The 25,547-nt window shown below is 72.2% G+C and carries 22 protein-coding genes and 2 riboswitches; of the genes, 9 read left to right on the top strand and 13 right to left on the bottom strand.

The window, feature by feature from the left end:
* Positions 1 to 33: 33 nt before the first annotated feature.
* Both ACIQK6_RS05640 and ACIQK6_RS05635 read right to left on the bottom strand, forming a co-directional pair.
* The gene (locus ACIQK6_RS05640) at positions 34 to 810 is read right to left on the bottom strand and encodes a ferritin-like domain-containing protein (RefSeq protein WP_329095956.1); all 777 of its coding nucleotides are present in this window, start codon (positions 808 to 810) and stop codon (positions 34 to 36) included.
* Between the two features lie 129 nt (positions 811 to 939).
* Entirely contained in the window at positions 940 to 2,370 is a 1,431-nt protein-coding gene (locus ACIQK6_RS05635) for an amidase (RefSeq protein ID WP_402694378.1), read from the bottom strand.
* Positions 2,371 to 2,509: 139 nt separating this feature from the next.
* On the opposite strand from ACIQK6_RS05635, the gene ACIQK6_RS05630 reads away from it, so the two are divergent.
* A complete protein-coding gene (locus ACIQK6_RS05630; protein ID WP_329095952.1) occupies positions 2,510 to 3,103 on the top strand; it encodes a TetR/AcrR family transcriptional regulator in 594 nt (197 codons plus the stop codon).
* 22 nt (positions 3,104 to 3,125) lie between these two features.
* Here the strand turns inward: ACIQK6_RS05630 and ACIQK6_RS05625 are convergent, their stop codons facing one another.
* Positions 3,126 to 4,070 (bottom strand): 5'-nucleotidase, encoded by a 945-nt coding sequence (locus tag ACIQK6_RS05625; RefSeq protein ID WP_402694377.1) that lies wholly within the window; start codon positions 4,068 to 4,070, stop codon positions 3,126 to 3,128.
* 149 nt (positions 4,071 to 4,219) lie between these two features.
* Between ACIQK6_RS05625 and ACIQK6_RS05620 the strand changes: the two genes are divergently transcribed.
* A complete protein-coding gene (locus ACIQK6_RS05620; protein WP_329095948.1) occupies positions 4,220 to 4,936 on the top strand; it encodes a hypothetical protein in 717 nt (238 codons plus the stop codon).
* A 31-nt stretch (positions 4,937 to 4,967) separates the two neighbouring features.
* On the top strand, positions 4,968 to 5,180 hold the full coding sequence (locus ACIQK6_RS05615) for a hypothetical protein (protein WP_402694376.1): 213 nt from the start codon (positions 4,968 to 4,970) through the stop codon (positions 5,178 to 5,180).
* 225 nt (positions 5,181 to 5,405) lie between these two features.
* Here the strand turns inward: ACIQK6_RS05615 and ACIQK6_RS05610 are convergent, their stop codons facing one another.
* Complete coding sequence (locus ACIQK6_RS05610) at positions 5,406 to 6,761, bottom strand: YhgE/Pip domain-containing protein (RefSeq protein ID WP_402694375.1); 1,356 nt, start codon at positions 6,759 to 6,761, stop codon at positions 5,406 to 5,408.
* A 162-nt stretch (positions 6,762 to 6,923) separates the two neighbouring features.
* Here ACIQK6_RS05610 and ACIQK6_RS05605 point away from each other — a divergent pair, with 162 nt between their 5' ends.
* From ACIQK6_RS05605 to ACIQK6_RS05585, 5 genes are all read left to right on the top strand, one after another.
* Positions 6,924 to 7,616, top strand: a complete 693-nt coding sequence (locus tag ACIQK6_RS05605) for a MerR family transcriptional regulator (protein WP_329095944.1) — start codon at positions 6,924 to 6,926, stop codon at positions 7,614 to 7,616.
* A gap of 224 nt (positions 7,617 to 7,840) precedes the next feature.
* The gene (locus ACIQK6_RS05600; protein ID WP_402694374.1) at positions 7,841 to 8,683 is read left to right on the top strand and encodes an SMP-30/gluconolactonase/LRE family protein; all 843 of its coding nucleotides are present in this window, start codon (positions 7,841 to 7,843) and stop codon (positions 8,681 to 8,683) included.
* Between the two features lie 290 nt (positions 8,684 to 8,973).
* A complete protein-coding gene (locus ACIQK6_RS05595; RefSeq protein WP_329095940.1) occupies positions 8,974 to 9,423 on the top strand; it encodes a hypothetical protein in 450 nt (149 codons plus the stop codon).
* Positions 9,420 to 10,421 carry a hypothetical protein gene (locus ACIQK6_RS05590; RefSeq protein WP_402694373.1) on the top strand — a complete coding sequence of 334 codons (1,002 nt, stop codon included), beginning with the start codon at positions 9,420 to 9,422 and terminating at the stop codon, positions 10,419 to 10,421. Before ACIQK6_RS05595 ends, ACIQK6_RS05590 begins: the two co-directional genes overlap by 4 nt.
* A gap of 29 nt (positions 10,422 to 10,450) precedes the next feature.
* Entirely contained in the window at positions 10,451 to 11,809 is a 1,359-nt protein-coding gene (locus ACIQK6_RS05585; protein WP_402694372.1) for a hypothetical protein, read from the top strand.
* Between the two features lie 74 nt (positions 11,810 to 11,883).
* On the opposite strand, the gene ACIQK6_RS05580 is transcribed toward ACIQK6_RS05585, so the two are convergent.
* From ACIQK6_RS05580 to ACIQK6_RS05540, 9 genes are all read right to left on the bottom strand, one after another.
* Positions 11,884 to 12,717, bottom strand: coding sequence for an ABC transporter ATP-binding protein (locus ACIQK6_RS05580; RefSeq protein ID WP_402694371.1), 834 nt, complete (start codon positions 12,715 to 12,717; stop codon positions 11,884 to 11,886).
* Complete coding sequence (locus ACIQK6_RS05575) at positions 12,714 to 13,808, bottom strand: FecCD family ABC transporter permease (protein ID WP_402694370.1); 1,095 nt, start codon at positions 13,806 to 13,808, stop codon at positions 12,714 to 12,716. Before ACIQK6_RS05575 ends, ACIQK6_RS05580 begins: the two co-directional genes overlap by 4 nt.
* Positions 13,805 to 14,791 (bottom strand): ABC transporter substrate-binding protein, encoded by a 987-nt coding sequence (locus ACIQK6_RS05570; RefSeq protein ID WP_402694369.1) that lies wholly within the window; start codon positions 14,789 to 14,791, stop codon positions 13,805 to 13,807. Before ACIQK6_RS05570 ends, ACIQK6_RS05575 begins: the two co-directional genes overlap by 4 nt.
* Positions 14,792 to 14,893: 102 nt before the next feature.
* Positions 14,894 to 15,964, bottom strand: a complete 1,071-nt coding sequence (gene tsaD, locus ACIQK6_RS05565; protein WP_329095930.1) for a tRNA (adenosine(37)-N6)-threonylcarbamoyltransferase complex transferase subunit TsaD — start codon at positions 15,962 to 15,964, stop codon at positions 14,894 to 14,896.
* A gap of 71 nt (positions 15,965 to 16,035) precedes the next feature.
* A complete protein-coding gene (locus ACIQK6_RS05560; protein ID WP_402694368.1) occupies positions 16,036 to 16,848 on the bottom strand; it encodes an ECF transporter S component in 813 nt (270 codons plus the stop codon).
* A complete protein-coding gene (locus ACIQK6_RS05555) occupies positions 16,845 to 18,500 on the bottom strand; it encodes an ABC transporter ATP-binding protein (protein WP_402694367.1) in 1,656 nt (551 codons plus the stop codon). Before ACIQK6_RS05555 ends, ACIQK6_RS05560 begins: the two co-directional genes overlap by 4 nt.
* Complete coding sequence (locus ACIQK6_RS05550; RefSeq protein WP_402694366.1) at positions 18,497 to 19,681, bottom strand: energy-coupling factor transporter transmembrane component T; 1,185 nt, start codon at positions 19,679 to 19,681, stop codon at positions 18,497 to 18,499. The genes ACIQK6_RS05555 and ACIQK6_RS05550 overlap by 4 nt, the downstream gene beginning before the upstream one ends.
* A 4-nt stretch (positions 19,682 to 19,685) precedes the next feature.
* A complete protein-coding gene (locus tag ACIQK6_RS05545) occupies positions 19,686 to 20,627 on the bottom strand; it encodes a hypothetical protein (protein ID WP_402694365.1) in 942 nt (313 codons plus the stop codon).
* Positions 20,627 to 23,419 (bottom strand): peptidase, encoded by a 2,793-nt coding sequence (locus ACIQK6_RS05540; protein WP_402694364.1) that lies wholly within the window; start codon positions 23,417 to 23,419, stop codon positions 20,627 to 20,629. The genes ACIQK6_RS05545 and ACIQK6_RS05540 overlap by 1 nt, the downstream gene beginning before the upstream one ends.
* 184 nt (positions 23,420 to 23,603) lie before the next feature.
* A riboswitch (cobalamin riboswitch) is annotated at positions 23,604 to 23,673 on the bottom strand.
* Positions 23,674 to 23,834: 161 nt separating this feature from the next.
* Positions 23,835 to 23,910, top strand: a riboswitch (cobalamin riboswitch).
* Between the two features lie 131 nt (positions 23,911 to 24,041).
* On the opposite strand from ACIQK6_RS05540, the gene ACIQK6_RS05535 reads away from it, so the two are divergent.
* Positions 24,042 to 25,454 (top strand): hypothetical protein, encoded by a 1,413-nt coding sequence (locus tag ACIQK6_RS05535; RefSeq protein ID WP_402694363.1) that lies wholly within the window; start codon positions 24,042 to 24,044, stop codon positions 25,452 to 25,454.
* Positions 25,455 to 25,547 lie beyond the last annotated feature (93 nt).

Raw genomic sequence — 25,547 nt, 5'->3', positions numbered from 1 at the left:
GGCCCGGACGGGGCGGGAGGTCGGCGGACCAGGTCAGACACCAGTGCTCGCCTCCGTCCGCGCCCCCGTCCCCGTCCCCGCCTCCGTCCGCGCCGGCGCGGGAACCGGGCCGTCCGACATGGCGCGGGCCATCCACGCGGAGGTGCGCAGGGTTTGCGCGACGAAGGCGCCGCGGCGCACCCCGAGGGTCCGCAAGGCCGGACCGTGGTCCACCGCGACCAGGCCGGCGGCGCCGACCAACAGGCCGCGCCACCCGGCCGTCACCGCCCGGCGGGCGGGCCGGGGCAGTCCGGCGAGCCCCTCCCGCAGGCGCAGGCAGTGGAAGGGGACGTGCCGCTCCTCGTCCGCCAGGATCCGACCTGCGACCTCGGTGGTCAGGGGGTCGGTGGCGCCGTCGCGCAGGGCCCGGTAGTACCCCAGGGCCACCACCTCGGCGACCATCAAAACCAGCAGTTCCACCCGCAGTCCGAGGAGTCGCCGGACCCGGACGAAGGCCGCGTCGCTCCAGTGCCCGTCGAGGGTGCCGGCTCCGCCGGCCGCCAGCAGCAGCTTCAGCATCCGCGCGTGGTTCTGTTCCTCGGCGATGAAGAGCCGGACCGCCTCGGAGTAGACCGGGTCACCCGCGAGGTCGGCCTTGCCGGAGAGCGCGGAGCCGTCGCCGTCCTCGCCGACCTGGAACTTCTGGATGCTGCGGACGATTTCGGCCGGCAACTGCGCACCCTTGCCCCAGTCGGGGTCGCCCAGGGCCGCCCTGCGCTCCCGCTCGGCCTCGAACTCGCGCACCCATGCCCCGTACTCACTTTTGATCATGTTCAATAATCTAGCGAGTGTTGATCGTGTTCAAAAGTGTTGGAGTGTCATGGCCGAGTAACAGAACCACGCGGACCGGCAGTCGCCCTGCGTGCGGGCCCGTCCTGATGTCGATCTTGGTCGGCGGGCTCAGCCGGGCCGGCCCCCGGCACGCGGGTCGACCGGGGCGAGGACGCCGAGCCGGTCCTCGATCGCCTGGGCCGCGCCCAGGCACAGGTCCTCGCGGAACGCCCGCCCGACGATCTGCACCCCGCAGGGGAGGCCGTCGGCCGTCCCGGTCGGCACGGCCACACCGGGTACGCCCACGAAACTGGTCACGGTGCACAGGCGCATCCCCGACGCGACCCGGTCCCTGCCCGTCCTGTCGCGCGACTCCAGCCCCGGCTCGACCGGCGGCTCGGTGAAGACCGGGCCGAGCAACAGCGGGTACTCGTCCAGGAACCCGGCCAATGAGCGGCGGATGCTCAGCCAGCTGCCCATCAGCTTCATGAAGACGTCCGCGCTCGCGGGCGGGGTCCGTTCCATGGCCATCTCGATGTAGCGGTCCCCGCCCTTGCCGAGCAGCTTGCGCACCACCGGCCAGCTCGGGGCGAACTCGGTCACGGTGATCCGGCCGTAGGCTTCGAGGGCCTCGTCCAACCGCGGTACGTCCGCTACTTCGCGCACGTCGTACCCGGCGTCGCGCAGCGCGTCGGCCGCCGTCGCGACGGCTCCGCGAACCGTCGGGTGGACGCCGTGCCCGCCCGGGTCCGCCACGACTGCGACCTTCACGGGGCCGGGGAGCGGTTCGCCGTAGGCGGGCACCGGCACGGCGCGCGGGTCTCGCGGATCGGTTCCGGCCAACACCTCGTACGCGAGCCTCAGATCGCCCACGCTCCGGGCCAGCGGGCCGTCGGTGACCAGCATCTGGGACGCGGGGCCCGGGTCGTCCGGGCCGAGGACGCGGTGGTCGGCGGGGAACCGGCCCGCGGACGGCTTCAGTCCGGCCACGCCGCAGAACTGGGCCGGGATGCGCACCGACCCGCCGGAGTCGTTGCCGAGCCCGAGCGCCGCCATGCCCGTGGCGACGGCCACCGCATCGCCCCCGCTGGAGCCGCCCGGCGTCCGGCTGCTGTCCCACGGGTTGACCGTGTCGCCGAACAGCTCGCTGCGCGTGTGCATCCCCGCCAGGATCAGGGTGGGGATGTTGCTGTGCCCGATGGGGATGGCGCCGGCCGCCCGCAGTCGCGCCACCGGCGGCGCGTCGGCGGACGCGACCAGATCGCGGAAGCGCGCCGTGCCGAACGTGGTCGGCACGCCTTCGACGGCGGTGCTCTCCTTCACCGTGAACGGCACGCCCGCGAGCGGCCCCAGCGCTTCACCGGCGGCCCGCCGGCGGTCCAGCTGCGCCGCGGCCCCGCGAGCGCGCTCCGCGAGGAGCTGCGTGACCGCGTTCATCTGGGGGTTGATCTCGGCGATGCGGTCGAGGTGGCTGTCGATCAGTTCGACGGCCGAGACCTCCGCGGTGCGCACGGCCTCCGCCTGCGCGGCGGCCGGCATCTTCCACAGGGCGTCCTGCATGGCCCCACCTTCCTTGGCCCATGTACCGATGCGCTTGCATCGGAATCGCAGCGTACCCCTGGATTCGATACGACCGCATCGAATAAACTGCGCTACGTAGCGGACGCTGTGGAGCATGTGGAGCAGGGAGGCAACGGGCGTGCCCAAACAGGTGGATCATGAGAGTCGACGCCGTCTCATCGCGGATGCCGTCTGCCATCTCGCCGACGAGCGCGGGCTGGAGGGCGTGACCCTGCGCGACGTCGCCGCCCGCGCGCAGGTGTCGATGGGAGCCGTTCAGCGGTGCTTCCGCACCAAGGAAGAGATGCTCGTGTTCGCCCTCGGGCACATCGGCGAGCGGATCGACGAGCGCGTGCGGGCCCGTCTCGTCCGGAGTCCGGCCCAGTCGGCCGGCACCGCCCTGGGGCACGCGGCCGCCGAGGTCTCACTGCTCCGGGAGGGGCACCGCGCCGAGGCCAGGGTCTGGCTCGCGTTCGTCGCGCAGGCGGCCGTCAGCGAGGCGTTGGCGAGGACGCTGAAGGCGAACTACGCAGCCCTGCAGGAGGCGTTCACCCGCCTCATCTCGGAGGCGCGTGAGGGGTCCGACCGTGCGGTGCCCTTCGATCCGCAACGCGAGGCCCGCACGCTCCTCGCCCTGGCGGACGGCCTCACCACCCACGTCCTCATCGGCCACCTCACCCCGCACGAGGCGCACGAGGTCCTCGACGCGCACTTGACCGGCCTCTGGGAGTGACCGCTCCGGCGCGGGCGATCGCTCAGACCGTCCCGGCGGAGGGCGAATTGAGTGCCCCGAAGGGGATGTGGACGCTCGGAGTGCCCGGTGCGGTGCCGTTGAGATGGGCGACCTGGTCGTCGAAGAAGATGTGCGGGTCGAGGGCCTTCAGGACCGCGGCCTTGTCGATGCCGCCGAGGAAGAAGGCGTCGTTGACCCGTAGTCCCCACTGCTTGAGGCTCAACAGGGCGCGTTCATGAGCGGGGGAGTCCCGAGCGGTGACCAGCGATACGCGCAGGCGGGGCTGGTACGCGCGATCCTTGCGCCGTCGCTCTTCCTCGAGGCGCTGGATGCGGTTGATGCCGGCCAGGAAGTCCCGTAGTGGTCCCGGATCGTGAGGGGTGGTGGCGTGGCCGACTTCGTAGGCACGGAACTCGTCGATGCCGCCCCTCTGGTAGACCTGCTCGGCCGTGTCGCTCGCCAGCACTCCGTCGAAGTCGAACGCGATGCGGAGTTCGGGGTCGCTCTCGTCGTCGATCCGCCCCGTCTTGAGGACGTGTCCCGCGGGCAGCCCGGCCGCGACCGCGTCGCGAACGTCAGGGCCGTCGGCCGACAGGAACAGCGACATGTTGAGCGCCGGCATGAACGGGTGCGAGGGACGGCCCTGCCGGAAGACCGCACGGCTGATCGGGAGGCCGTGCGCCCTGATCGAGCGCATCACGCGCATTCCGGTGTCGGGATCGTTGCGGGAGAGGATGATGACCTCGACCAGGGGGTCGGCCCGATCCGCCAGGTCGTTCAACGACAGCAGCCGTCTGACGAAGGGGAACGCCACCCCTTTGGCCAGTAGTTCGTCGACATGGGCCTCCTGGTGGCTCCGGTAGGCGTCCTCGCCCCGCTCCCGGAACACGACGTCCCCGTCGGCCAGGTCGAACAGGGCGCTGGAGGCGATCCCCACCACCAGGCGATCGGACAGGTCGTACCTCATGGCGCCCCCTGCCGGTACATGTGCGACGTTGGGAGGCTTATCACCCTTTGGTGCAGGCCGGAAACGCCTTCCGGTCCACCGTCGGCGTGCCCGGCGGTCGCGGATAGTGTCGGCGGCCGGATGCGAGGAACGGGGAGTACGAAGTGGGGATGAAGATCCATCGTCCGGGGCGGCCGGAGGACCTTCCGGAAGTGAGTGTGCTGTGGGCGCGCTGGGCCGCCCTGGCCGTGGCGACCTGGGACGCCGAGGAGGAGAAGGAGCGCTTCCGGCACGGGTACTGGTTCGACGGCAGCGTCAGTGGTAGTGGCAGTGGTAGCGACGTCGCATTGCGGTACGACGACGGCGCGTGCAGCCGGTGGGTGTTGATCCGGGCCGGTGGCGGCCGCGCCGTTCTCTTCGGGCAGGACGATTCCAGCAAGGTCGCGCAGTACGAGCCGCCGATCGATCTCCTCGCGGGGGCGCCCCGGTGGGTGCGCGGTGAACGCCTGCACGACCTTCTGGAGCAGGGAAGGGTCGAGTGCGTCTACTGGTTCGAGGACGGTTCCTGGCACCGTGCGCCGTACCCCGACGACCTGCACGATGACGGACTCGACTGCGGGCTCGGCCATCTGGCCTCGCGTGAGCTCGCCGTCGACGCGATCTGTGCGCTGTTCGAGTTCGACGAAGACTGCGAAGGCGCCGTCGAGGCCTGCGAGCAGTTCTTCGAGCACGCAGAGCGGGGCACGGTCACCGACCAGGTCGTGCGCTCCTTCGCCGACGAGGTCTTCCGGATCCAGACCGAGTACGAACTGCTCTGGCCCAAGGCGCCGGTCGCCCGGTCGGAGTCGGACCTCGCCGCAATGACGGCGCTCGCCCGCCGCAGGTGACTCCGCGGCGGCCGAAGGGCCGTTCGATGTCGTGCTGGACTCCACGGGTGGGCCGGACCCGGCGGTCGCCCTGTCGAAGACCCGCCCGGGCGGCTTGCTCGTCTGGTTCGGCCAGGCGAGCCGCTCCCCGGTGTCCCTCGACTTCGTCCAACTCCTCAGCGGGCCCGAGCGCGTCACGATCCAGCACCTGCGCGAGCGCCGGATACGCGGCAAGGCCGTCCTGTTGACCGGAGGGGCACGATGAGCGCCGGCGCATTCGCCGCCGCCCAGAGGACCCGTGCCACGGGTGCGGGCGTGGACCCGCACGAGTACCGGCGCGTCACCGACGGCCTGACCTCGGTCGCCGACTGGGGCCCGCCTTCCTGCGCACCGGGCACGGCTACCTCCGGCGCGCGGAGGGCGCAGGATCGTCCCGCTCCGCGGGTGAGTATCGGGCGAGCGCAGGGCCGCGCACCGGCGGCCCTGCGCGTCAGGCCGTGGCCGGGGCAGGGGTCTCGGGGGTCTTCGGGGGCTCCGGGGTTTCGGCGGGGGCCCCGGCACCGGGTTCGGTGTCGGGGTGGGGGATGCGGTGCAGCCCCTTGCGGTCGTAGACGCGGGTGACGGCGAAGCCGAAGACCAGCGCGGCGACGAGGGCGACACCCATCGAGGCCCAGGCCCGGGTCAGGCCCGCGTCGGCCTGGGCTCCGTAGTAGAGGAGGGACCGCAGCCCCTCGGTGACCTGGCGCAGCGGCTCGAACTCGGCGAGGGCGCGGAAGAACCCGGGGAGTGCCTGGACTGGCACGGTGGCGCCGGAGGAGGGTACGGCCATCGCCACGAAGACGATGGTGGCCAGGAGCATGCCGGGCGTGCCGAAGGCGGCGAACAGGGCCAGGCTTCCGGTGCCGACCACCGCGATGGTGGCGACCGAGTAGAGCCACAGCAGGCCGAGGTGGGAGGCGTCCATGTCGAGGATGCCCACCGTGGCGACCTCGACCAGGGTGCCCATCACCAGGGACAGCCCGAGCATGAGCGCGATGCCGATGGCCAGGGTGCGGACGCGGCTGGTGTGCTGGACGGGTTCGCGCTTGCGGACCGGTCCGAAATCGGTGTGCAGGTAGCCGAGCGCGGTGTCGACCTGGGAGTTGACCACGTTGGCGCCGAGCATGCCGCAGACGACCAGGACCAGTGCGTAGTAGAAGGCGCTCAGGCCCATGGCGCTGCGCGGACCGACCGGGTGGCCGTCGGCGACCGTCACGGTCACCGGGTCGGCCAGCTTGAGCTGGGCGGCCGTCGGCAGCGGGGTCTTCTGGGCGGCGGCCTGCTTGAGGAGCTCCTGGCCGAGCTGGGCGGAGGCGGCGTGGGCGGCCTTCTGAGCGGCCTGGGAGGACATGGAGGAGCCGATGCTGCCGGCCGCCTGGTTGGTCAGGACGGTCATGGTCGGCGGCGCGGCCTTGCCCTGGGGCGCGGGCTGCGGGGCGGTGAGCGCGGCCATCGTGGCCGAGTAGTCGGCGGGTATGACCAGGGCGCCGAAGACCTTGCCCCGGCCCAGCCGCTTGTCGGCCTCCGCGCGGCTGACGACCTGCCAGTCGATGCTCTTCTCGCCCTCGGCGGCCTTCTGGATGCCGGAGACGACCTGCTCGCCCAGGTTGACGTGGCGGCCGTTGATGTCCGCTCCGCCGTCGCTGTTGACCAGGGCCACGGGCAGGTCGCGCAGGTTGCCCTTGGGGTTGACGTTGCCACCCACGTAGAGCAGGGCGAACAGCATCGAGACCACTGCTGCGATGAGTCCCGTTCCGATCCACAGTGCGGGTCGGCGGAGCACGGAGGGGGGCGTGGGATGAGGCATCGATTCTCCGGTGCGGCTGCGTTCCTAGGGTTGGATACTCATGGTATCCAGTTACTGGATAGTGGCAGTATCTTGCTGTGGTGTCCAATCGCCGATGTCGGATATGCCGATGCCGGATACGCAGATGCCGGATGCCGGACGCATGACCAGCAGGGAAGCCGTATGAAGATCTCGGAGCTCAGCCGGCGGACCGGCGTGCCGGTCGCCAGCATCAAGTACTTCCTGCGGCAGGGACTGCTGCCCGCAGGGCGAGCGACGGCCGCGACCCTGGCCGAGTACGGGGAGGAGCACGCGCAGCGGCTGCGGCTGATCAAGGCGCTGACCACGCTCGGCGGCCTGTCCATCGCCGCCACCCGTGAGGTGCTCGGGGCCGTCGACCAGGCCCACAGCTCCGAGAGCGCCCTCGGCGCGGTCAGCTACGCGCTCCCGGTGCCGGTGGCGGCCCAGGGCGCCGCGGGCCACGAGGAGGAGGGGGAGGGGGCCCCGGCCGGCGTGACCGCCCGCGCCGAGGTGGCCGAGCTCCTGACGGCGCTGGACTGGCACGCCCCCGGCACCTCACCGCACGTTCAGGGGCTGACGGCGGCGCTGGAGGAGCTGCGCCGGCTCGATGCCCAGTACGCCCCCGGGGAACTCGCCGCCTACGCGAGACTGGCCGAGTCCGTGGCCCGGCTCGACCTGGAGCGCGCGGAAGGCCTGGACGACCCGGTGGCCCTGGCCGAGCGGGCCGTCATCGTCTTCGCGATCTGCGCCCCGGTGTTCGAGCTGCTGCGCCGCCTCGCTCAGGAGGACCAGGTCCGGCGCCGGGTCGCGGGCGCAGGCCGGAGCGGGGGTGGTGGGGACGGGGCGCCGCGGTAGCGCTCGGACGCAGGGCGGTCGGGTCGCTGCCCGCGCCGCCGGGCAACCAAATCCACGCAGAAGTACGGTACGTGATCGGGCCGACCGCTCCGGTGTGATCAGTGATGGTTAGGGTGACACGTGCTCCTTTTAGGAACTTCGCAATCACCGCTCCCCGCCGTTCCGTTCGCCGACCTCCTCGTCGGGGCCGCGACCGAGGGCGCTGGCCGGGCGGGAGCCGCGCGGTGAGCGTGGAGGTGGTGCTGCGCGCGGCGGCCGCCTTCGCCGAATGTCCGACCTGGGACCCGGCCGACGGAACGCTGCTGTGGGTCGACATGAACCGCAGCGAGGTGCACCGGTTGCGCCCCTCGGACGGCGCCGACACGGTCCTGCACTTCGCGCAGCCCGTTGCCGCTGCCAAGCCCCGGGCCGGCGGCGGCCTGGTGCTCAGCATGCGCGACGGTGTGGCGGTCCGCGAGCCCGACGGTTCGCTGCACTCGCTCACCGACTGGTCGGCCGAAGGGGTACGGGGCAACGACGCGGGCGTCGACGCGCGCGGCCGCCTCTGGGTCGGCACCATGGCCGGCCCCTCCGCCCCGGGCTGGCTGGGTCGTGTCTCCCCCCGGGGGGTGACGCACCGCGCGCTCTCGGACACCCGACTGAGCAACGGCATCGCCTGGAGCCCGGATGGCCGGCGGATGTACTTCGTCGACACCCCCACGTGCCGCATCGACGTGCTCGACTACGACCTTTCCACGGGAGGGGCCTCCGCTCCGCGTCCGTTCGTCGAACTGACCGGCACGGCCGGTGTGCCCGACGGTCTGTGCGTCGACACCGACGGCGGCGTGTGGGTGGCCCTCTTCCGCGGCGGCGCGGTCCGCCGCTACACGCCCCGGGGCGCGCTCGACCGGGAGATCCGGCTCCCCGTCGCGCTGACCACGGCGTGCGGCTTCGGCGGGACGGACCTGACCGACCTCTACGTCACCACGGCACGGCGTGCGCCCGAACACGACGAGCCGCTCGCGGGCAGTGTCTTCGTCGTGTCCGGGGCCGGACAGGGCCTGGCCGCCACGCCGTTCGCCGGCTGAGCGCACCCACGCCCTGACGGCCGTCCCGGGGCGTCGCCCGCGGCGTGCACCCGACTCGGGTGCGGTCGAGGTTCAGCCAATCCAGGGAACCATGATCACGACACGGATAACCAACGGTAGTCGTCTGTTACTTTGCGTGTGCGTCCAGTCGGATGCGAACTCCCGTTCGTTGTTTCACCCCCGGAAGGGGCATGTTCGGCATGCGCAAAATCTCTCGTATCTCTTGTATCCCTCGCATCCCCGGCGTCGCGTCCATCGCGGCCCTCGCCCTCATCTGTGCCCTCTCGCCCGTGGCAGCCGCCGCGTCGCCGGGAGGTCCTGCGGACCACGTTCACCCAACGGTCGCCCTGGCACCCCTCGATGACGAGGAGCCGTGCCCCGGCGGCGAGGCCAAGCCGTGCGCGGCCTCCCCCGAGGAGCGCGGTTCGGTCGACAAGGACCGGGATGCGGCCAAGCAGGACAGCGCCGCGGCCAAGGAGGACATCGGGGCCGCGAAGAAGCAGGCCCAGAAGTGCGCCCCGAGCTCCACCGCGTGCATGACCGAGCTGACCGGCGGCGGCGCGAAGCAGGAGACCGACATGGCGCAGGCGCGCGGCGAGCTGGACACCTTCCGACCCGCCCCGTCCGGCAACGCCGAAGCGGCCCTGGACGGAACGTGCGCTTCCTTCGCCGCGGACCTTCCGGCCGGTCTGTCCCAGTCCTCCGAAATGACGTCGCTGTGCGGGGAGATGAACCGGTGAAGACGACCACTTGCGCCCCGGGCCGACGCGTGGCCCTGGCCACCACCGCAGCCCTCCTCGCGCTCGCCTGCGCCACCGGCTCCTCGTACGCCGGCACGCCCGAGGCGTCAGAGGTACCGGTCCCGGTCGCCTACGAGGGCGACACCCCGCTCGCCTCGACGGCGAAGGTCACCGAGTACTGCTCCACCCACCCCGGGGGCTGCCGGTTCCAGATCAACCGCGCCGCGTCCGGCGACTACTACAGCGCCGTCAAGTCGCTGGGCAACGCGGTCGTGAACTGCACCAAGGACGTCATCACCGTCGCGCGGGAGGTCACCCTGCGCACCTCCAGCAGCGACAACCTCGGAGGCGAGATCACCGGGAAGATCTCGATCGAGGGCACGATCAACGCGTCGGGGGAGGTCACCGCCGGCGTCGACGCGAAGGCCAAGGGCGAGTTCTCCACCCCGGACAAGTCGAAGGGCCCGACCGCCACCGTCGGTGCCGAGGCCGGAGCCTCGGGCAGCGGGAAGATCGCCGGTTCGCTCGGCGTCAAGGGGGCCTTCGAGGGCGCCTTCAAACTCGCCTACCAGCGCACCTGGACGACCGAACAGATCGAGAAGACCACCTACAACACCACCGTCCGCCCGGGCGACGCACTCGTCTTCGGCGCGAGCGCCGCCATGCAGCGGGTCGCCGGCGAAATCACCACGGGCAGCGGCCTGGGCATTCGCAGGGTGGTCGTCGACGGCCCCTCCACGGTGAACTCCAGCACCTTCGTCGCCGACACCTTCACGGTTCCCGGCAACACCTGCGACCGGCTGCGCCCGGAGGGCAAGAACGGAACCGAGGACACCACCGCGCCTCCCGCCCCTCCCCGCGGCCTGATGCCCGTGAACCTGCCCGAAGGCTCCCGGTTCAAGGGACGCCACGTGTTCATCCCCGGCGCATCCGGCATGTCCGACGCGTCCGGCGCGTCCGGCGCGTCCGGCACCCCTCTCACCCCCGTCGCGCCCTGACCGCCCGCCGAACGACCGTGGAGAACGTCATGGAACCCCGTCCGCGCCCTGCCGGACCCACCCGCACCCGCGTCCTCGCCCGTACCGCGCCGGTCGCCTGCCTGAGCCTGTGCCTCGGCCTGCTCACCGGGACGGCCACCGGTCACGCGGCAGCCCCGGCGGCGGCCCCGTCCGCCGCGCCCGTACCGGTCACCGTCCTCAACGGAGACTTCGCCCAACCCGCCTTCACCGGCGTCAACACCGGGGCCAACCCCTACGCCTGGTCGGTCGGTTCCACCTCCGGCACCGGCACGACCGGCGGCGTCTGGCGCTGGAACGCCGCCACCGGCGGCCACCCCGACGGCCTGACCGCCGCGATGCTACGCCTCCCCACCGAAGCCACCTACGGCCTCAAGCAGCGGCTGCGCGGAGTGCGCACCGGGGCGCGCGTCACCGTCACCTACGACGAGAGCCCCAGCGTCTCCAACTCCTGCACGGCCGCCGCACTCGAACAGGGCCAGACCTACTCCGTCCAGGGCGAGGGCGGCCCCCTCACCGACCGGACCACCCTGCCCACCACCGAGAAGCTCCCCAGCAACTACTGGAAGTCGGCCTGGCGCACCGGAGTCACCCTCGCCTTCACCGCCGGAGCCAACGAGCCGCTGCTCACCTTCGTCTCCACCGTCCCCGCCGCCCAGAACGCCTCCGGCAACTGCGGCCCGCTCATCACCAACGTCCGCGTCACCCAGGAACCGCCGCCGGTCGACAAGACCATCCCGGCCGACGCCCTGCCCGCGTCCGAAGCCTTCTACGGCAACGACCGCCGCGCAGCGGCGGACGCCGTCGCCTACTGCAACGGCGCCGTGAACCGCTGCACGTTCACGGCCGAGGAGGACTACTCGTTCAGCTACTACGCCCCCGCCCGCGTCGCCGCCGAGACCTACTTCAACTGCACCCGCAACACCCTGAACCGCACCCGCCCTGTCACCACGGCCAACCGCTCCTACGGTGACCTCCCCGCGGCCGCCGGCCTGCCCGGCAACGGCACCGGAACGCCGACCAACATGGCCCAGCAGTACACGCAGGGCACGGGTCTGTCTCCCGCCTGGAACACCTCGCAGGAACGCTCGGTCAACGAGGTCGTCCAGCCGGCCGAAGCCTCCTGGATCGAGACCCAGGCCGCACGCCGGCGTACCGAAGGATGGTTCGACGCCACCACCAAGGCCACCGATCCGAACTACGACTGGCGCCTGCACACCGTCCTCGACCACCCCTCCACGAGCCTCTCCGACCGGATCTACCAGCGCACAGGCCCGTTCACCCCCTCGGAGAAGCAGCGTTGCCAGTCCGACCGTCCCAACGCGACCACACCGGTGGGCGCAACGGACCCCGCCGGCGCCGAACGTTGACCCCGCCCGGCTCCTGACCCGCCCCGCGGGATCCGCACGCCGTCCGACCGCCGCCCCGCGGCGGTCGGACAGGCTCACGGGGCGTTACCGCGTTCCCCGGGCCGGTCGTCACGGCGGACTTCGGGGACCACGCTCACCTGCGGGATCCCGGTTCCCGGATGCCGGGACACCTCCGCCTCGACACGGTAGACCTCGGCCAGCAGGTCCCGGGTGAGGACCTCCTGCGGTGTTCCGGTCACGGCCACGCGGCCGCCGTCCAGCACACAGATCCGGTCGCAGAAGGACGCGGCGAGGTTGAGGTCGTGCAGGGCGATCACCGCGGTGACCCCGACCCTGCGGACGAGCCGCAGCGCGTCGAGCTGATGGCGCAGGTCCAGGTGGTTCGTCGGCTCGTCCAGCACCATCGTCCCGGTGCGCTGGGCCAGCGCGCGGGCGATCAGTATCCGCTGCTTCTCCCCGCCCGAGAGGCGGTCGAACGGCGCGTGCGCCAAGTCGGCGACGTCGAGCTCCTCCAACGCGCCCATGATGATCTCGCGGTCCTGGGCGTCGTCGCCCGCGAAGGCCCGTTTGTGCGGGGTGCGTCCCATCGCCACCACTTCGTAGACGCTGAGTTCAAAGTCGCCCGCGGTCTCCTGCAGTACGGCCGAGAGGCGCTGCGCGAGCCGCTTGCCGGGCATCCGCCACACGTCCTCGCCGTCCAGCAGGACGCGTCCGGACGTGGGGCGCAGCACCCGGTAGAACGTGCGCAACAGCGTCGACTTGCCCGCGCCGTTGGGGCCCACGAGCGCCAGCACCTCCCCGGGTGCCACGTGCAGCGAGACGCGGTCGACCAGGGTCCGGCCGTTCACCACGACCGTGACGTCCTCGGCGTCGAGCGCGCCGGGCTCGGGGATCGGTCCGTGCATCATCGCGCCGCCTTCCGTCGCATTAGCCAGAGGAAGAACGGGCCGCCGACGAGGGCGGTGAGGATGCCGACGGGTATCTCCTCCGGGCTCATGAACGTGCGCGCGCCCAGATCGGCGGCGATCAGGAAGCTCGCGCCGAGGAGGGCGGCTGCGGGCAGCGCGCGGCGGTGGTCGGTGCCCACGAGGAGGCGCACCACGTGCGGCAGGATCAGCCCGACGAAGCCGATCTGGCCGCTGACCGCGACGATGGTGCCGATCATCAGCGCGACCAGGACGAACAGGGCGCCGCGGAAGCGGTGGACGTCCAGCCCCAGCGCCGCGGCGGCTTCCTCCCCGGCCAGCAGCAGGTTGAGGGACCGGCACACCCCGAGCAGGACGGCCGTGCCGAGGAGCACGGCACCGACGGGGATCCACACCGTCGTCCAGGTGGTGCCGGCCAGCCCCCCGAGCATCCAGCGCAGGGCCGATTGCGTCTTCTGCGGGTCGTTGGAGGTGACGATCAGGAAGCTGGCCACCGCGGAGAGGACCTCGGCCATGGCCACACCCGCCAGCACCAGCCGAACGGTGGTCATCCGCCCGCCGGAGCGCGCCAGGAAGTACACCGCGACCAGTGCGGCCAGGGCCCCGCAGAACGCCGCCACGGGCAGGGAGTACATTCCGAACAGGGTCACGTGGAAGACGAGGACCAGCACGGCGCCGACCGACGCGCCGGACGAGACGCCGAGCAGCATCGGGTCGGCCAGCGGATTGCGGACCAGGGCCTGTAGTGCCATGCCCGACACCGACAGGCCCGCGCCCACCACACCGGCCAGCAGCACCCGGGGGAGCCGGACGTCGACGACGATCGTCTCCCGGACCGGCGTCCAGGTCGGTTCGGCGAGGACCGGGTGGATGCGGTGGAGCAGGATCCCCCAGACCTGGTCGGCCGGGACGCTGATCGAACCGATCGCGATGCCGGCCGTCGCGACGGCGGCGAGCAGGACACCCAGGGCCACGAGCAGCAGGGGGTAGGGAACGGCCCGGTGGCGGGCCGCGGCCGTCGGGGACTTCGGCGCAGCGACGACCTTCCGGCCCGCGTCCGTCGTCTCGGTCACTGGAAGCGGTCCGGATGGATCTGGTGGGCCAGTGACTCCACCGCCGCCGGGACGCGGACACCGAGCACGGTCGACGACAGCGGAAGCACCGCGAACCGCTGGTTCTTGATCGCGGGTACGTCCTTCAGCGCCGGGTTCGCGAGGAGGAACTTCTTCTTGTCCTCGACGCTCTGGTCGCTGTAGTCGTAGATGACGATGACCTCGGGCGCCCGTTCGGCCACCTGCTCGAACGACACGTCTGCGAAGGCCTTGTCCACGTCGGCGAAGAGGTTGGCCCCGCCGGCCCGCTTGATCAGCTCGTTGCCGATGCCCTTGCCGCCCGCGGTGAAGGCCGTCTTGTCACCGCTGTCGTAGACGAAGAGCTTGGTCGGGGTGATCCCGGCGAGTTTGGCGTCGACCCGGTCGAGGGTGCCGTGCACCTTGTCCACCTGCTGCTCGGCCCGGTCCGGTACGCCGAAGATCTTGGCGACGGTGCGGATCTCCTCGTCGACGGTCGCCATGGTCACCGGTCCGGCCGGGCACTGTTCGATGTTGAGGTGGGTGTTGATCCCGGCCTTGGAGAAGGCCGGACGGCCGCGGCCCTCCTTCTCGGCGAAGGTGGAGCCGAACCCGCCGTAGACGAAGTCCGGTTCGGCGGCCAGCAGGGTCTCGAAGGACGGGTACTCCTTCGACAGCACCTTCACCGAGTCGAAGGCGGCCTGGTACTCCGGCAGGATCTTGTCGTCGAGGTAGCCCGTGCCCACCATCGACTTCTCCAGCCCGAGCGCCAGCATGACCTCCGTGGCGTGCTGGTTCAGGGACACCGCGCGCTGCGGCGGTCGCTGGTAGGTGCTCTCCACGCCGCAGTTGGACACGGTGACGGGGAAACCTTCGGCCCCGGGTCCCGCTGCGGCGGTGCGGTCCTGGGCTTTGCCGCCGCAGGCCGGGACGAGCAGTACGGCGGCCACGGCCAGAAGCGCGGACAGCGGGCGTATGCCCCTCATGTGGTGTTTCCTCTCAACGGTTCCGTCGGACGGTTGCGTGCCGAACGCACCCGGCGGCAGCGGACCGGGCGGGGCGAAGGTGGCGGTGGGGCGTGGGGCCCGTCAGGGGATCTCGACGGGCGGGGCGGGGAGCGGGGTCAGGGAGGCGTACTCCAGCGGTGCGGACGGGTCGATGGAGACGTTCAGCGGGGCCGGCTCCGCCCCGGAGCGGACCAGCAGGTCACCGACGGCCGCGATCATGGCGCCGTTGTCCGTGCACAGGGTCATGGGCGGAACGCGCAGTTCGATGCCGGCCGAGGCGCATCGGCGTTCCGCGAGGGCCCTGACCCGCGAGTTCGCGGCCACCCCGCCGACCACGATCAGCGTCTTCACGTCGTGGTCGCGGCAGGCGGCCAGCGCCTTGCGGGTCAGTACGTCCGCGACCGCCTCCTGCAGCGCGGCCGCCCCGTCTGCCACCGGCGGCTCCTCGCCGCGCTGCCGGTGCTTCTCGGCCCAGCGCGCCGCGGCAGTCTTCAGGCCGGAGAAGGAGAAGGCGTACGGGTCGTCCCCGGGGCGGGTCAGCGGGCGCGGGAAGGCCACGGCCTTCGGGTCGCCGTCGCGGGCGGCCCGGTCGATGGCGGGACCGCCCGGATACGGCAGGCCCAGGATCCGGGCGACCTTGTCGAAGCACTCGCCCGCCGCGTCGTCGAGAGTGTCCCCGAGGTGCAGGATCGGCTCGCGCACCAGGTCCCGGACCAGCAGGAGCGAGGTGTGGCCGCCGGAGACGATCAGCACCACGCAGGGGTCGGGCAGCGGTCCGTGCTCCAGGGTGTCGGCGGCGACGTGCCCGGCCAGGTGGTGGACGCCGTACAGCGGCACCCCGGCCGCGTAGGCGAGCGTTTTCGCGCCGGCCAGGCCCACCTGCAGCGCGCCCGACAGGCCGGGCCCGGTGGTGACGGCGACCGCGTCGATCTGCTTCAGCCGCAGTCCGGCCTGGTCCAGGGCCTGCCGGACGACCGGGTTGAAGGAGTGCAAGTGTGCCCGGGCGGCGATCTCTGGCACGACGCCGCCGAAGCGGGCGTGCTCGTCCATGCTCGACGCCACCACGTGTGCGAGCAGCTTGCCGTCCCGCACGATTCCCGCGCCGGTCTCGTCGCACGACGACTCGATCCCCAGCACCACTGGTCCGCTCACTGCTCTCCACCTTCTTCTGCACAATCTCTGCAACTGCAATCTATATGCAATAAAGGGGGCCGTGGACCCGGTCAGGGGCGTGCGCCGGGCCGGAAGTGGACCGGTGCCCGGAAGCGGGCCTTGCGGGCCGCACGTCGGAAGGTGGTCAGGACGGCCGGTCCCGCGAGGGTGATGCAGATGAGGTTGGTGACGGCGCGGCCCGTGTCCCAGCCCAGGGACGTGGCGAGGTCGAAGGCGAGGTAGCGCTGGAACTGCTCGGTGAAGGGGAGGCCGGGCAGGTACGCGATGGAGCTGTTGGGATCGAGGGAGAAGGGCCAGAAGGAGAGGTTGAGCAGGAAGCCGAACAGGTAGCCGGAGACGGAGCCGTAGAGGGCGAGCATGACGATCTCGCGGCGGCCCGAGGCCTTCGGGAGGAAGCCGGCGAGCATGCCGACGAAGGCGCAGCCGAACATCTGGTACGGCATCCAGGGCCCGACCCCGCCCGTGATGAGGGCGGAGGCGAACAGTGAGGTGCAGCCCAGGGTGAAACCGAAGCCCGGACCGTAGACCCGGCCGGCCAGGACGAGGATGAAGAACACCGTCTCGATGCCGGCCGTCCCCGCGCCCAGCGGGCGGATCGCCGCGTTGACGGCGGACAGGACCCCCAGCATGGCCAGGGCCTTGGAGTTGATCCCGCCTTCCGCGATCTCGGAGATCACCACGCACAGCACGATCACGAGCAGTACCCCGAAGATTAGTGGCGGGGCGTAGTTCGAGCCGAACTTCCCGGGCGCGACGAGGAACGGCCAGAAGAACGCGACGACCCCGAGGAACGCGGCCATGGCGATGACGACGCCGGCCCGCGCGTTGATGCGGATCGCTGCCGTGCGTGCGGCGGTGGTCATGAGGCCCGGTCCGTCTCGTCGTCGGGGAGGGCGGCGGCCACCTGGGCGACCGTGAGGTAGGGGAGCGGAGCGAGGATCTTCGCGGTCTGCGGTGCGAAGACGGGGGAGGCGAGGATGATCTCGCCGGTCGGTCCGTCCGCGACGACGTCGCCCTCGGCCATGACCACGACGCGGTCGGCGGCGCGGGCGACGAACTCGACGTCGTGGGTGGAGATGACGACGGCGCGGCCCTCGGCCGCCAGGTCGTCGACGATGCGGATCAGTTCCGCCTTGGCGCGGTAGTCGAGGCCGCGGGTGGGTTCGTCGAGGAGCAGGACCTTGGGTGCGGCGGACAGCTGGATGGCGAGGACGAGGGCGAGCTTCTGCCCTTCGGACAGGTCGCGGGGGTGGGTGGCGTCGTCGATCCCGGGCGCGAGGCGGTCGAGGATCGCGCGCGCCGCGGGGGCGTCCGAGCCGACCTCGGACTCGGAGTCGGCCTGGTCGAGTTCCTGCTTCACGCTCTCCAGGTACAGCAGGTCGGTGGGCGTCTGCGGGACCAGACCGATGAGGCGGCGGGCCTCGGCGGCGGACAGCTTCTGCGGGTCGGCGTCCTTGCCCCCGTCCACGGCGGGGATGTGCACGGTGCCGGCCTTGCGGGGACCGGAGCCCTGGAGGGCCCACAGGAGGGAGGACTTGCCGGAGCCGTTGCGGCCCATGAGGGCGGTGATCTCGCCGCCGCGCAGGTGCAGGGCGACCTCGCGGACGGCCGGGACGCCCTGATAGGTCACCGTCACCCCGCGGGCCTTCAACAGTTCGGCCGGGTCCGGGGCTGGCCCGGGCCGTACCGGTGGCGGAGTCGTACCGGCGAGGCGGGTCCGTACGGGCGCGGCCGCGCGGCGGGCGTCACGGATCGAGAGTGGGAGCGGGTCCCAGCCGGCGGCACGGCCGAGTTCCACGATGGGCGGCGCGATGGACGACGTGCGGAAGACCTCGGCCGGTGGGCCGCAGACGACCCGCCCGTCGCCGGGGAGGTGGATGACGCGGTCGGCGTACTGGACCACGCGCTCCAGGCGGTGTTCGGCGAGCAGGACGGTGACGCCGAGGTCGTGCACCAGGCGCGTCACGGCGGCCAGCACCTCCTCCGCGGCCGTCGGGTCCAGCGCGGAGGTCGGCTCGTCGAGGACCAGGATCCGGGGGTGGGCGGTGAGCACCGAGCCGATGGCGACGCGCTGCTGCTGGCCGCCCGAGAGCTCGTGCAGGGCGCGGTGGCGGAGGTCGGCGAGGCCGAGGAGGTCGAGGGTCTCCTCGACGCGCTTGCGCATGGTGGCCGGCGGGATCGCCAACTGCTCCATCGCGTAAGCGAGTTCCTCCTCCACGGTGTCGGTGACGAAGCCGTCGAGCGGGTCCTGTCCCACGACGCCGACGACATCGGCGAGTTCGCGGGGCGGGTGCTCGGCGGTGTCCCGGCCGTCGACGAGGACACGTCCGTAGAGGGTGCCGCCGGTGAAGTGCGGGACGAGTCCGTTGACCGCGCCGAGGAGGGTGGACTTGCCGACGCCGGTATGGCCGACGACGAGGCAGAGTTCACCTTCCTCGACGGTGAGGTCGACGTCGCGCAGGACCGGTTCGGCCGTGTCCTCGTACTGGACGGTGACCTGGTCGAAGTGGATCACTTGGGTTCCTCGGTGCGTGGTGCCGGTACCGCCGGGCGGGCGGGAGCGGTCGGGGGCGGAGCAAGGAAGCCGGCCGTGCCGGCGAGCAGGATTGCCGCGGCCGGGACCAGTGGCAGCGTCGGCCAGCTGAGGGGGTAGATCGAAGGGTTCAACTCGGCAGCGTCGAAACCGATGTTGGTGAAGAGCAGGACGGCGGACAGCACCCCGCAGCCGGCAACGGCCCATTCAGCGGCCCGCCAGGGGTCGGGCCGGTAGGTGGTCCGGGTGGTCCGGCGCCCGCCGAGCCTCAGTCCCGCGAAGCACAGCGACGCCCCCACGGCCATGGCCGGCAGGCCCAGCAGTTTCGGCGCGGTGGCGTCCAGGAGGCCGTAGGCCCCGGCGCACAGGCCGCACATGCCGAGCAGCATGAGGGCTCCGGTCAGCCGGCGGGAGCGGCGGGTGGCGGTTCCGGCACGTCCGTAGCCGCGGGAGTCCATGGCGGCGGCGAGCCGCAGGGACCGTTCCAGGGCGTCCTCGAGGACCGGGACGATGATGCCGCGCAGGGCGCGCAGCCCCTTCGTACGGCCGGCCCGCAGCCGCCTCGCCCGGTGGACGCGCTGGACGCTCGCCACCAGTTGGGGAGCGACGCTGATGGAAACCGTGACGGCCACCCCGAGTTCGTAGAGGGCGCCGGGCAGGACCCGCAGGGCCCGTTTCGGGTTGGCGAGGGTGTTGGCCGCGCCGATGCAGCACAGCATGCAGGCGAGCCGCAGCCCGTCGGTGGCGGCCGACAGCAGGGCTTCGAGGGAGACGGGGCCGCCGAGCTGGATGCCGGCGTACCAATCGGGGGTCGGGACGTGGGGCAGGGAGAAGAGGAAGTGGTCCCGCGGGGTGATGCCGGTGGCGAAGACCGCGCGGAACAGCACACGGATCGTCACGACCGTGAGCGCCAGGTAGAGGTAGTACTTGAAGCCGCGCGCCCAGGGGGCCTCGGTACGGCGCACGGTGATCACGTAGCCGAGGACCGCGAGGACGAGGAAGAGCAGCAGCGGGTTGTTGGTGCGGCTCACCGCGGTGGCCAGGGCGAGCGCCCAGATCCACCAGGCGACCGGGTGCAGGGTACGGGGCAGCCGACGGCCACCTGCGTCCGGCGCGGGGCCGGACGCGGGCGGCTTGACCGCAGCGGTGGTGGTGCGTGACACGCGGCTACTCCGTACGACGGCGGCGGCTGGCCGCGAACACGGCGGCGGCGCCGATCAACAGCACCAGCGCCCCGGTGGCCACGGCCGGCAGGAAGGAGCCCGCGTCGTGCTGCGCGTCGGCCGCGGGCGCGGCCTCGACGACCCGGGGGCCGGGAGACGGCGCGGCGAGCGCCGGCTCCCCGGACGAGGGCGACGCGGAAGGCGTCGGCGCGGCGCTCGCGGTGGGGCCTTCCGGCGACGGCGACGGGTTCGGGGTCGGGGCGGAGGAGCTGGGCGGCGGTGCCGTGGGGGAGGGCGCCGCACCCGGCGGCGGGTTCTCGGGCCTGGGCCCCGTGTTGACGTTCGGCGGCAGCGGGGCCGCCGTGCGGGTGTCCTTCGGCGCGGGCCCGCCGGTGGGCCTGGCGTTCTTGGCGCGCAGCTGGTCGGGGGTGACCGTGGGCTTCCCCTCGGTGCCCTCGATGTTCGTCCCACCGAAGATCCACAGGTCGACGCTGCCGGGCTTCGGTTTGTAGAGCATGGCACCGAGCTGGCTGTACTCCCAGGTGTTCTGGCCGGGGTTCGCGTGCCAGTACGACCAGTAGGCGGAGGCGGGCGGGGTCAGGACGCAGTCGTCCTGCTGCGGGGTGGGGAACTGCTTGCCCCCCTGGTGGCCGCTGTAGCCGATCCGGCAGATGAAGGCGGGCCCGTCGTGGCCGGTGCCGGTCGTGGCCCAGCCGCCCTGGTTGAGCAGCTCGTAGCCGGTGGTGGGGGTCGTACCGCAGGAGCGGTAGACGGGTCCGCCCCAGCGGCTGAAGTCCACCGCGAGGACCACCCCGGACGAGGTGGTGCACTGCCCCATGGGCTGCGGGGCGGCCCCCGCCGGGGCCGCGGTGGCGGCGAAGGCCGCCACCGTCAGCCCCAGCGCGGCCGCGGTACGGGCCACGGCCCGCAGGAGGTGCGCGCGCATCACGCCCGGCCTCCGGTCGTCTCGTCGTGGCGTCGGCGGCGGGCGACGCGGGTCGTACCCCAGCCGCAGAACACCAGGGCCACCGCCGCGGCGGCGATGCCGGCGACCTGGGTTCCGGTGGAGGCGAGACCACCGCCCGACCCCGAAGCACTACTGCCGCCGGCCGTCTCCCCGCCCGCCGTCTCCCCGCCGGGGGTCACGATGGCGGGAGCGCCGGTCGTGCCACTGGGGACGGGCTGCGGGACGGTGCCGTTCAGGCTGCGGGTGAGGGTGGCGAAGGAGATGCCGGTGGCGCCCCCGACCGCCTGGGTGGAGGCGCGGACGTCGGAACCGGGCTGGCCGCCCTTCGCCACGTTGAACCCGCCGTCGCCGTTCTGCTGGGTCGCCAGGAACGTGCGGGCCTTGGCGATCTGCGTACGGTACTTGGGCGCGTCCAGGGACATGCCCTGGACGGCGAGGGCGGCGGAGTTGACGGAGTTGCCGGAGGCGCCGGGGAACCCGCCGTCGTCCTTCTGCTGCGCCGCCAGCCAGACCAGCGCCTTGTCCACGGCCGCCTGCGCCTTGGCGTCCGGAAGCAGGTCGAGGGCCATGGCCGCCATCGCGGTGGAATCGACCTCGGCGCCGCTGGGCGTCCCGATCAGGCTGGGCCAGGCGCCCGAGGGCTCCTGGAGGCTCTCCAGGTACGCGATCGGATCGGCTGCTGCGGCGCTCTCACCGGCGCGGACCTGGGCGATGACGGCGAGGGACTGGGAGAACACGGACGGGGCGTTGGTGTACGCGCCCTTGGCGGCGCAGCTCCGGTCGGGCGCCGTGCTCGGGGCCGGGCAGACGGCCTTGGCGAGGGCGGCGATCAGGTCCTGGCCGCCGAAGGCGCGCGGATCGCGGCCCACCGCCTCGGCGAGCAGGGCGGTCTTGCCGAGGGAACCACCGCCGGCGTGCCGGGTGCCGATCAGGGTCCAGTCGTGGACGCCGCGGCCCTTGCCGTCCTTGCCGCCCTTGTCGAGGAAGTCGACGATGTTGCGCAGGGCGGGGTCGTTCTCACCGGTGGCGGCCAGGGCGTAGGCCCCGTCGATGGTCAGACCGTAGTCGGCGAAGCCGCTGCCGGGGGCGTTCTCGTAGTAGCGGCCCTGGATCAGACGGGCGGTGTCGGTGAGGTACGCCGCGCCCTTCTTCAGGTCCGGCCCGTCGCCGGGGGGAGTGGTGGGCGGTGAAGGCGACGTCGGAGGTGACGGCGTGGTCGGCGGCTCGGGCGGGTCCACCTTCTTGGTGGTCAGCTTCACGAGGTCGCTCTTGGCGGCCGCGACGACGGCCGGGGTGGTCGGGTACAACTGCGGTTCGGTCAGGCCCTCTTCGAATCCGAAGGCCCCGCCGGGCAGCTGTTGCTTGGAGAGCCAGAACAGACCCGCGTCGGCGTACGGGGTGTCGCCCAGGGCACGCATGGCCTGGGCCGCCCAGCCGGTGGACGCCGCGTTGCCGGTGGTCATGTAGGCGGCGGCGGGCCAGGCGCCGGTGGGCAGCTGGGACTTGCGCAGATGGGCGCGGGCCTTCTCGACGACGGCGTCGTGGCCGCCGGCCCGCTTGAGTGCCAGGGTGATCAGTGCGGTGGCGTTCGCGTCGCTGTCGCACCATCCGCCGGAGCGGATGAGGATGCTGGTGAACCCGCCGTCCTCGCACTGGAGGGCGGTCAGCCGCTTCACGGCATCGGCCGGAGGCGTCACGCCGCCGTTCAGCAGGGCGATGACGGCCATGGCCTGGGCATCCGACTGGCCGGTGGTGCGGAAGTCACCCTTGGTGAGACAGCCGTCGATCGTCTCGCCGTCGCCGATGTCCCTCGGGCAGACGTACGTGACCAGGTCCCCGAGCAGGTCGTGCCCGCCGAAGGCGCGGGGATCCTTCCCGGTGGCCTCGGCGACCAGAGCGAGACGTGCGGCAGCGGTCGCGTCGGGGATCCCGGCCTTGCCGGCGGGGTAGGCGTACGCGTCCGTGTGCGCGGGCGCGGCCAGGAAGTCGGCGGCCTTGCGGGCCGCCGCGCTCTTGGGGTCGGCGCCGGCCAGGGCGTACACGGCCTCCGTGGTGAGCAGGTAGTTCGGGGTGGTGGCGCCCTCGTCGACGACCCGCTCGCCGTCCGTCAACTTCCCGGTGATCCAGCGGGTGGCGGCGGCCACGTCGACGGTGCCCGGCGGCACGGGGGGCGGGCCCGTGGGGTCCGGATCGGGCTTGCCGCCCGCGGCGCGCACGTCGTCGGGGGAGAAGGTGGGCTTGCCCGAGGTGCCGCCGATGTCCGTGCTGCCGAACACCCAGGCGTCCACGTCACCGGCCTTCGGTATCCGGGTCATCGCGCCGAGCGAGCTGTAGGTCCAGGTCTTCTGGCCGGGGGACGCGACCCAGTACGACCAGTACGCGGTCGCCTGCGGGGTCAGGACGCACTTCTCCTTGTCCGCCGTGGGGTACTGGGTACCGGAGTTGAAGGATCCGCTGCCGATGCGGCAGATGAAGGCGGGGCCGTCGTGTTGGGTGCCCTCCGTGGTGAAACCGCCGGCGTGGAGCAACTCGTAGCCCGTGGTGGGGGTGGTGTCGCAGCCCCGTTCGACCTTCCCGCCGAACGGGCCGAAGTCGACGGCGACGACGGCGCCGGTGGTGGCCGTGCACCCCTCGATCGGATCGGCCGTCGCGGACGTCGTCGTACCGGTGACGAAGGCCACGCTCGTGCCGAAGGTCAGCAGCGCCGCCGATAGCAGCGACACCAACCTCTTCCGCCCCGTGCGTCGTTCTGCTTGCTCTGCGGTCCCCACCACGGCCCCTCGTGTCGGCCGGGCGGACCAGTGCGTGGCACAGGGCTTCCCGTACCCGCACGGCACACGGCCACGGCACGGGGCGCAGGGCGCCGGGCGCGGCGCAGAACGCAGAGCGCGGAAGAAGCCTTCGAACCACGCCGTAGTCCGCGACGGCGTTTCTCGCTGCAAAATCCTGGCTCCAGGCATTCCGGCTCGCCCGGCGGGACCGGGCCTACGGTTGCGGGTCAGCGCCGGATTCAGACCGGCTTCCCCTGGAGCTGAGTGCTTATCAGTCGGAGTGGAACACGCCGATAAAGACAGCGTCAAGGTGGCCTGCGTCTCATGGGACACGCCCCGGACGGGTCCCGTCGGACCGCTCCCACGTGGCTGGCGGACCCTTGATCACTCAGGTAGCGTCCAGGGCTGCCAGATGGGGGAATCCGGTGGGAAGCCGGAGCTGACGCGCAGCGGTGTGGGACGGCGGGGGCCGTCTCCGAGCCCGAATGCCCATGCGGCGATGCAGTGCAGGAAGCCGTACCACGCGTTCCGGACGGCGGCCCTCCGGCATGCCCGGCCGTGCGTCCGTACGGTGGCGGGGGCTTCGGGAGCGGTCGGCGTCCGCCGATTCCAGGAGCAGGCCATGTCCCGTCCCCGTACCTCCCGCCGCCTCGCGCTCGCGGTCCCCGCCGCGCTCGGCGCCCTCGTCCTCACCGCGCTGCCCGCGTTCGCGACCTCGTCGCCCGCACAGATCGCCACCTCCAAGACCAACGGCGTCGCCTACCTCAAGTCCCTCCAGGCGGCGGACGGTTCGTACGCCGGTGCGGGCCTCTCCAACGAGTGGGCCTTCAGTGCCTTCGCCGCGACCGGTACGGCCGTCGTGGACGTCTACCCCGGCGGAGACACGACGAAGAACGCCCGCACCGTCTACCGCAACCTGCTCTCGACGGCGGCCTGGCCGTCCGCCTCCCCGGTGGTCACCGACTACGAGCGCGGCACCCTGAACGCGTACGCCGCCGGCATCGACCCGGCCCGCGTCTCCGCCTCCCGCAACCTCGTGGCGAACATCTACTCCCACTGGCAGACGGCGGAGACGGGCTACTTCGGATCCCCCGGAAACTTCAACGGCACGGTCTTCGCGGCCCTTTCGCTCGGCGGCGCCAAGACACAGGCCGGCGGCGCCCGCATCCCGCAGGCGCTGACCGACTCGATCGTCACCCGGATCCGCGCCAACCAGCACGTGGACGGCGGTTGGACCTACCAGAAGGCCGAGGGCAACCCGACCGTCCTCAACTCCGCGAGCGACGTCGACATGACCGGCGCGACCATGGCGGCCCTCTGCGTCTCCGGCGTCCCCAACACGGACACGGACGTCGTCCAGGCGAAGAACTTCCTCAAGAGCACGCTGGTCCCCTCCACCGGCGCCTTCAACTCCCTCTACGGGGTCAACACCAGCTCCAACGGCTGGGGCGTCGCGGGCCTGAACGCCTGCGGCTTCAACCCGCAGACCGGCGACTTCCTCACGGTCACCGGGAAGACCCCGATCGACTTCCTGATAGCCAACCAGTACAACCCGGCGGGCGGCTTCAAGTACAAGCCCTCCGACACCGTCCCCTCCGCCTACTCCTCCATCGACGCCCTGCGCGCCGTGGCGGGCGGTGGCTTCACCACGGCCCCGCCCGTCCCGGTCACCCCCGGCGCCCCGCAGTGGGTCGCCCAATCCACCTTCACCGCCGGTACGGCCACCAAGTTGGCGCTGAGCGTCGACGACGGCGCCGGCAACCTCAAGGTCTGCTCCGTTTCCTTCACCCCGACCGGCACGACCACCACCCTCGGCGACGTCCTGAACGCGGCCACCAGCGGGGCGACCCCGACCGGTTGCGTCACGAGCGTGACCCCCTCGTCGGGCACGGGCACCGTCACGGCCGTCAACGGCAAGGCCAACAGCGGCTCCAACACCTGGAAGGTCAGCGTCGACGGCTCCGCGTTCGCCGGAGCGGTCCGCAACAAGGTCATCAACGTGGGCGACACCATCGCCCTGCGCTGGGGCGTCTGACCGCCGAACGCCGGTGGGGCTGCGGACCTTCGGGCCCGCAGTCCCGTACCGGGCCCGCAGTCCCCTTCCGGGCCCGCGCCCGGCGGGCCGCTC

Origin of the sequence: Streptomyces sp. NPDC091682 (genome assembly GCF_044756625.1) — a bacterium.
In the GTDB taxonomy this organism is placed as follows: domain Bacteria; phylum Actinomycetota; class Actinomycetes; order Streptomycetales; family Streptomycetaceae; genus Streptomyces.
The sequence above is the reverse complement of the archived record's forward strand: the minus strand, read 5'-3'. Positions and strand labels throughout refer to the sequence as shown.

Bases quoted from the DNA above. Each gene is read 5' to 3' on its own strand.
- ACIQK6_RS05640 (WP_329095956.1), bottom strand. From the start codon at position 810: ATGATCAAAAGTGAGTACGGGGCATGGGTGCGCGAGTTCGAGGCCGAG.
- ACIQK6_RS05635 (WP_402694378.1), bottom strand. From the start codon at position 2,370: ATGCAGGACGCCCTGTGGAAGATGCCGGCCGCCGCGCAGGCGGAGGCC.
- ACIQK6_RS05625 (WP_402694377.1), bottom strand. From the start codon at position 4,070: ATGAGGTACGACCTGTCCGATCGCCTGGTGGTGGGGATCGCCTCCAGC.
- ACIQK6_RS05620 (WP_329095948.1), top strand. From the start codon at position 4,220: ATGAAGATCCATCGTCCGGGGCGGCCGGAGGACCTTCCGGAAGTGAGT.
- ACIQK6_RS05610 (WP_402694375.1), bottom strand. From the start codon at position 6,761: ATGCCTCATCCCACGCCCCCCTCCGTGCTCCGCCGACCCGCACTGTGG.
- ACIQK6_RS05605 (WP_329095944.1), top strand. From the start codon at position 6,924: ATGAAGATCTCGGAGCTCAGCCGGCGGACCGGCGTGCCGGTCGCCAGC.
- ACIQK6_RS05585 (WP_402694372.1), top strand. From the start codon at position 10,451: ATGGAACCCCGTCCGCGCCCTGCCGGACCCACCCGCACCCGCGTCCTC.
- ACIQK6_RS05580 (WP_402694371.1), bottom strand. From the start codon at position 12,717: ATGATGCACGGACCGATCCCCGAGCCCGGCGCGCTCGACGCCGAGGAC.
- ACIQK6_RS05570 (WP_402694369.1), bottom strand. From the start codon at position 14,791: ATGAGGGGCATACGCCCGCTGTCCGCGCTTCTGGCCGTGGCCGCCGTA.
- ACIQK6_RS05560 (WP_402694368.1), bottom strand. From the start codon at position 16,848: ATGACCACCGCCGCACGCACGGCAGCGATCCGCATCAACGCGCGGGCC.
- ACIQK6_RS05545 (WP_402694365.1), bottom strand. From the start codon at position 20,627: ATGCGCGCGCACCTCCTGCGGGCCGTGGCCCGTACCGCGGCCGCGCTG.
- ACIQK6_RS05535 (WP_402694363.1), top strand. From the start codon at position 24,042: ATGTCCCGTCCCCGTACCTCCCGCCGCCTCGCGCTCGCGGTCCCCGCC.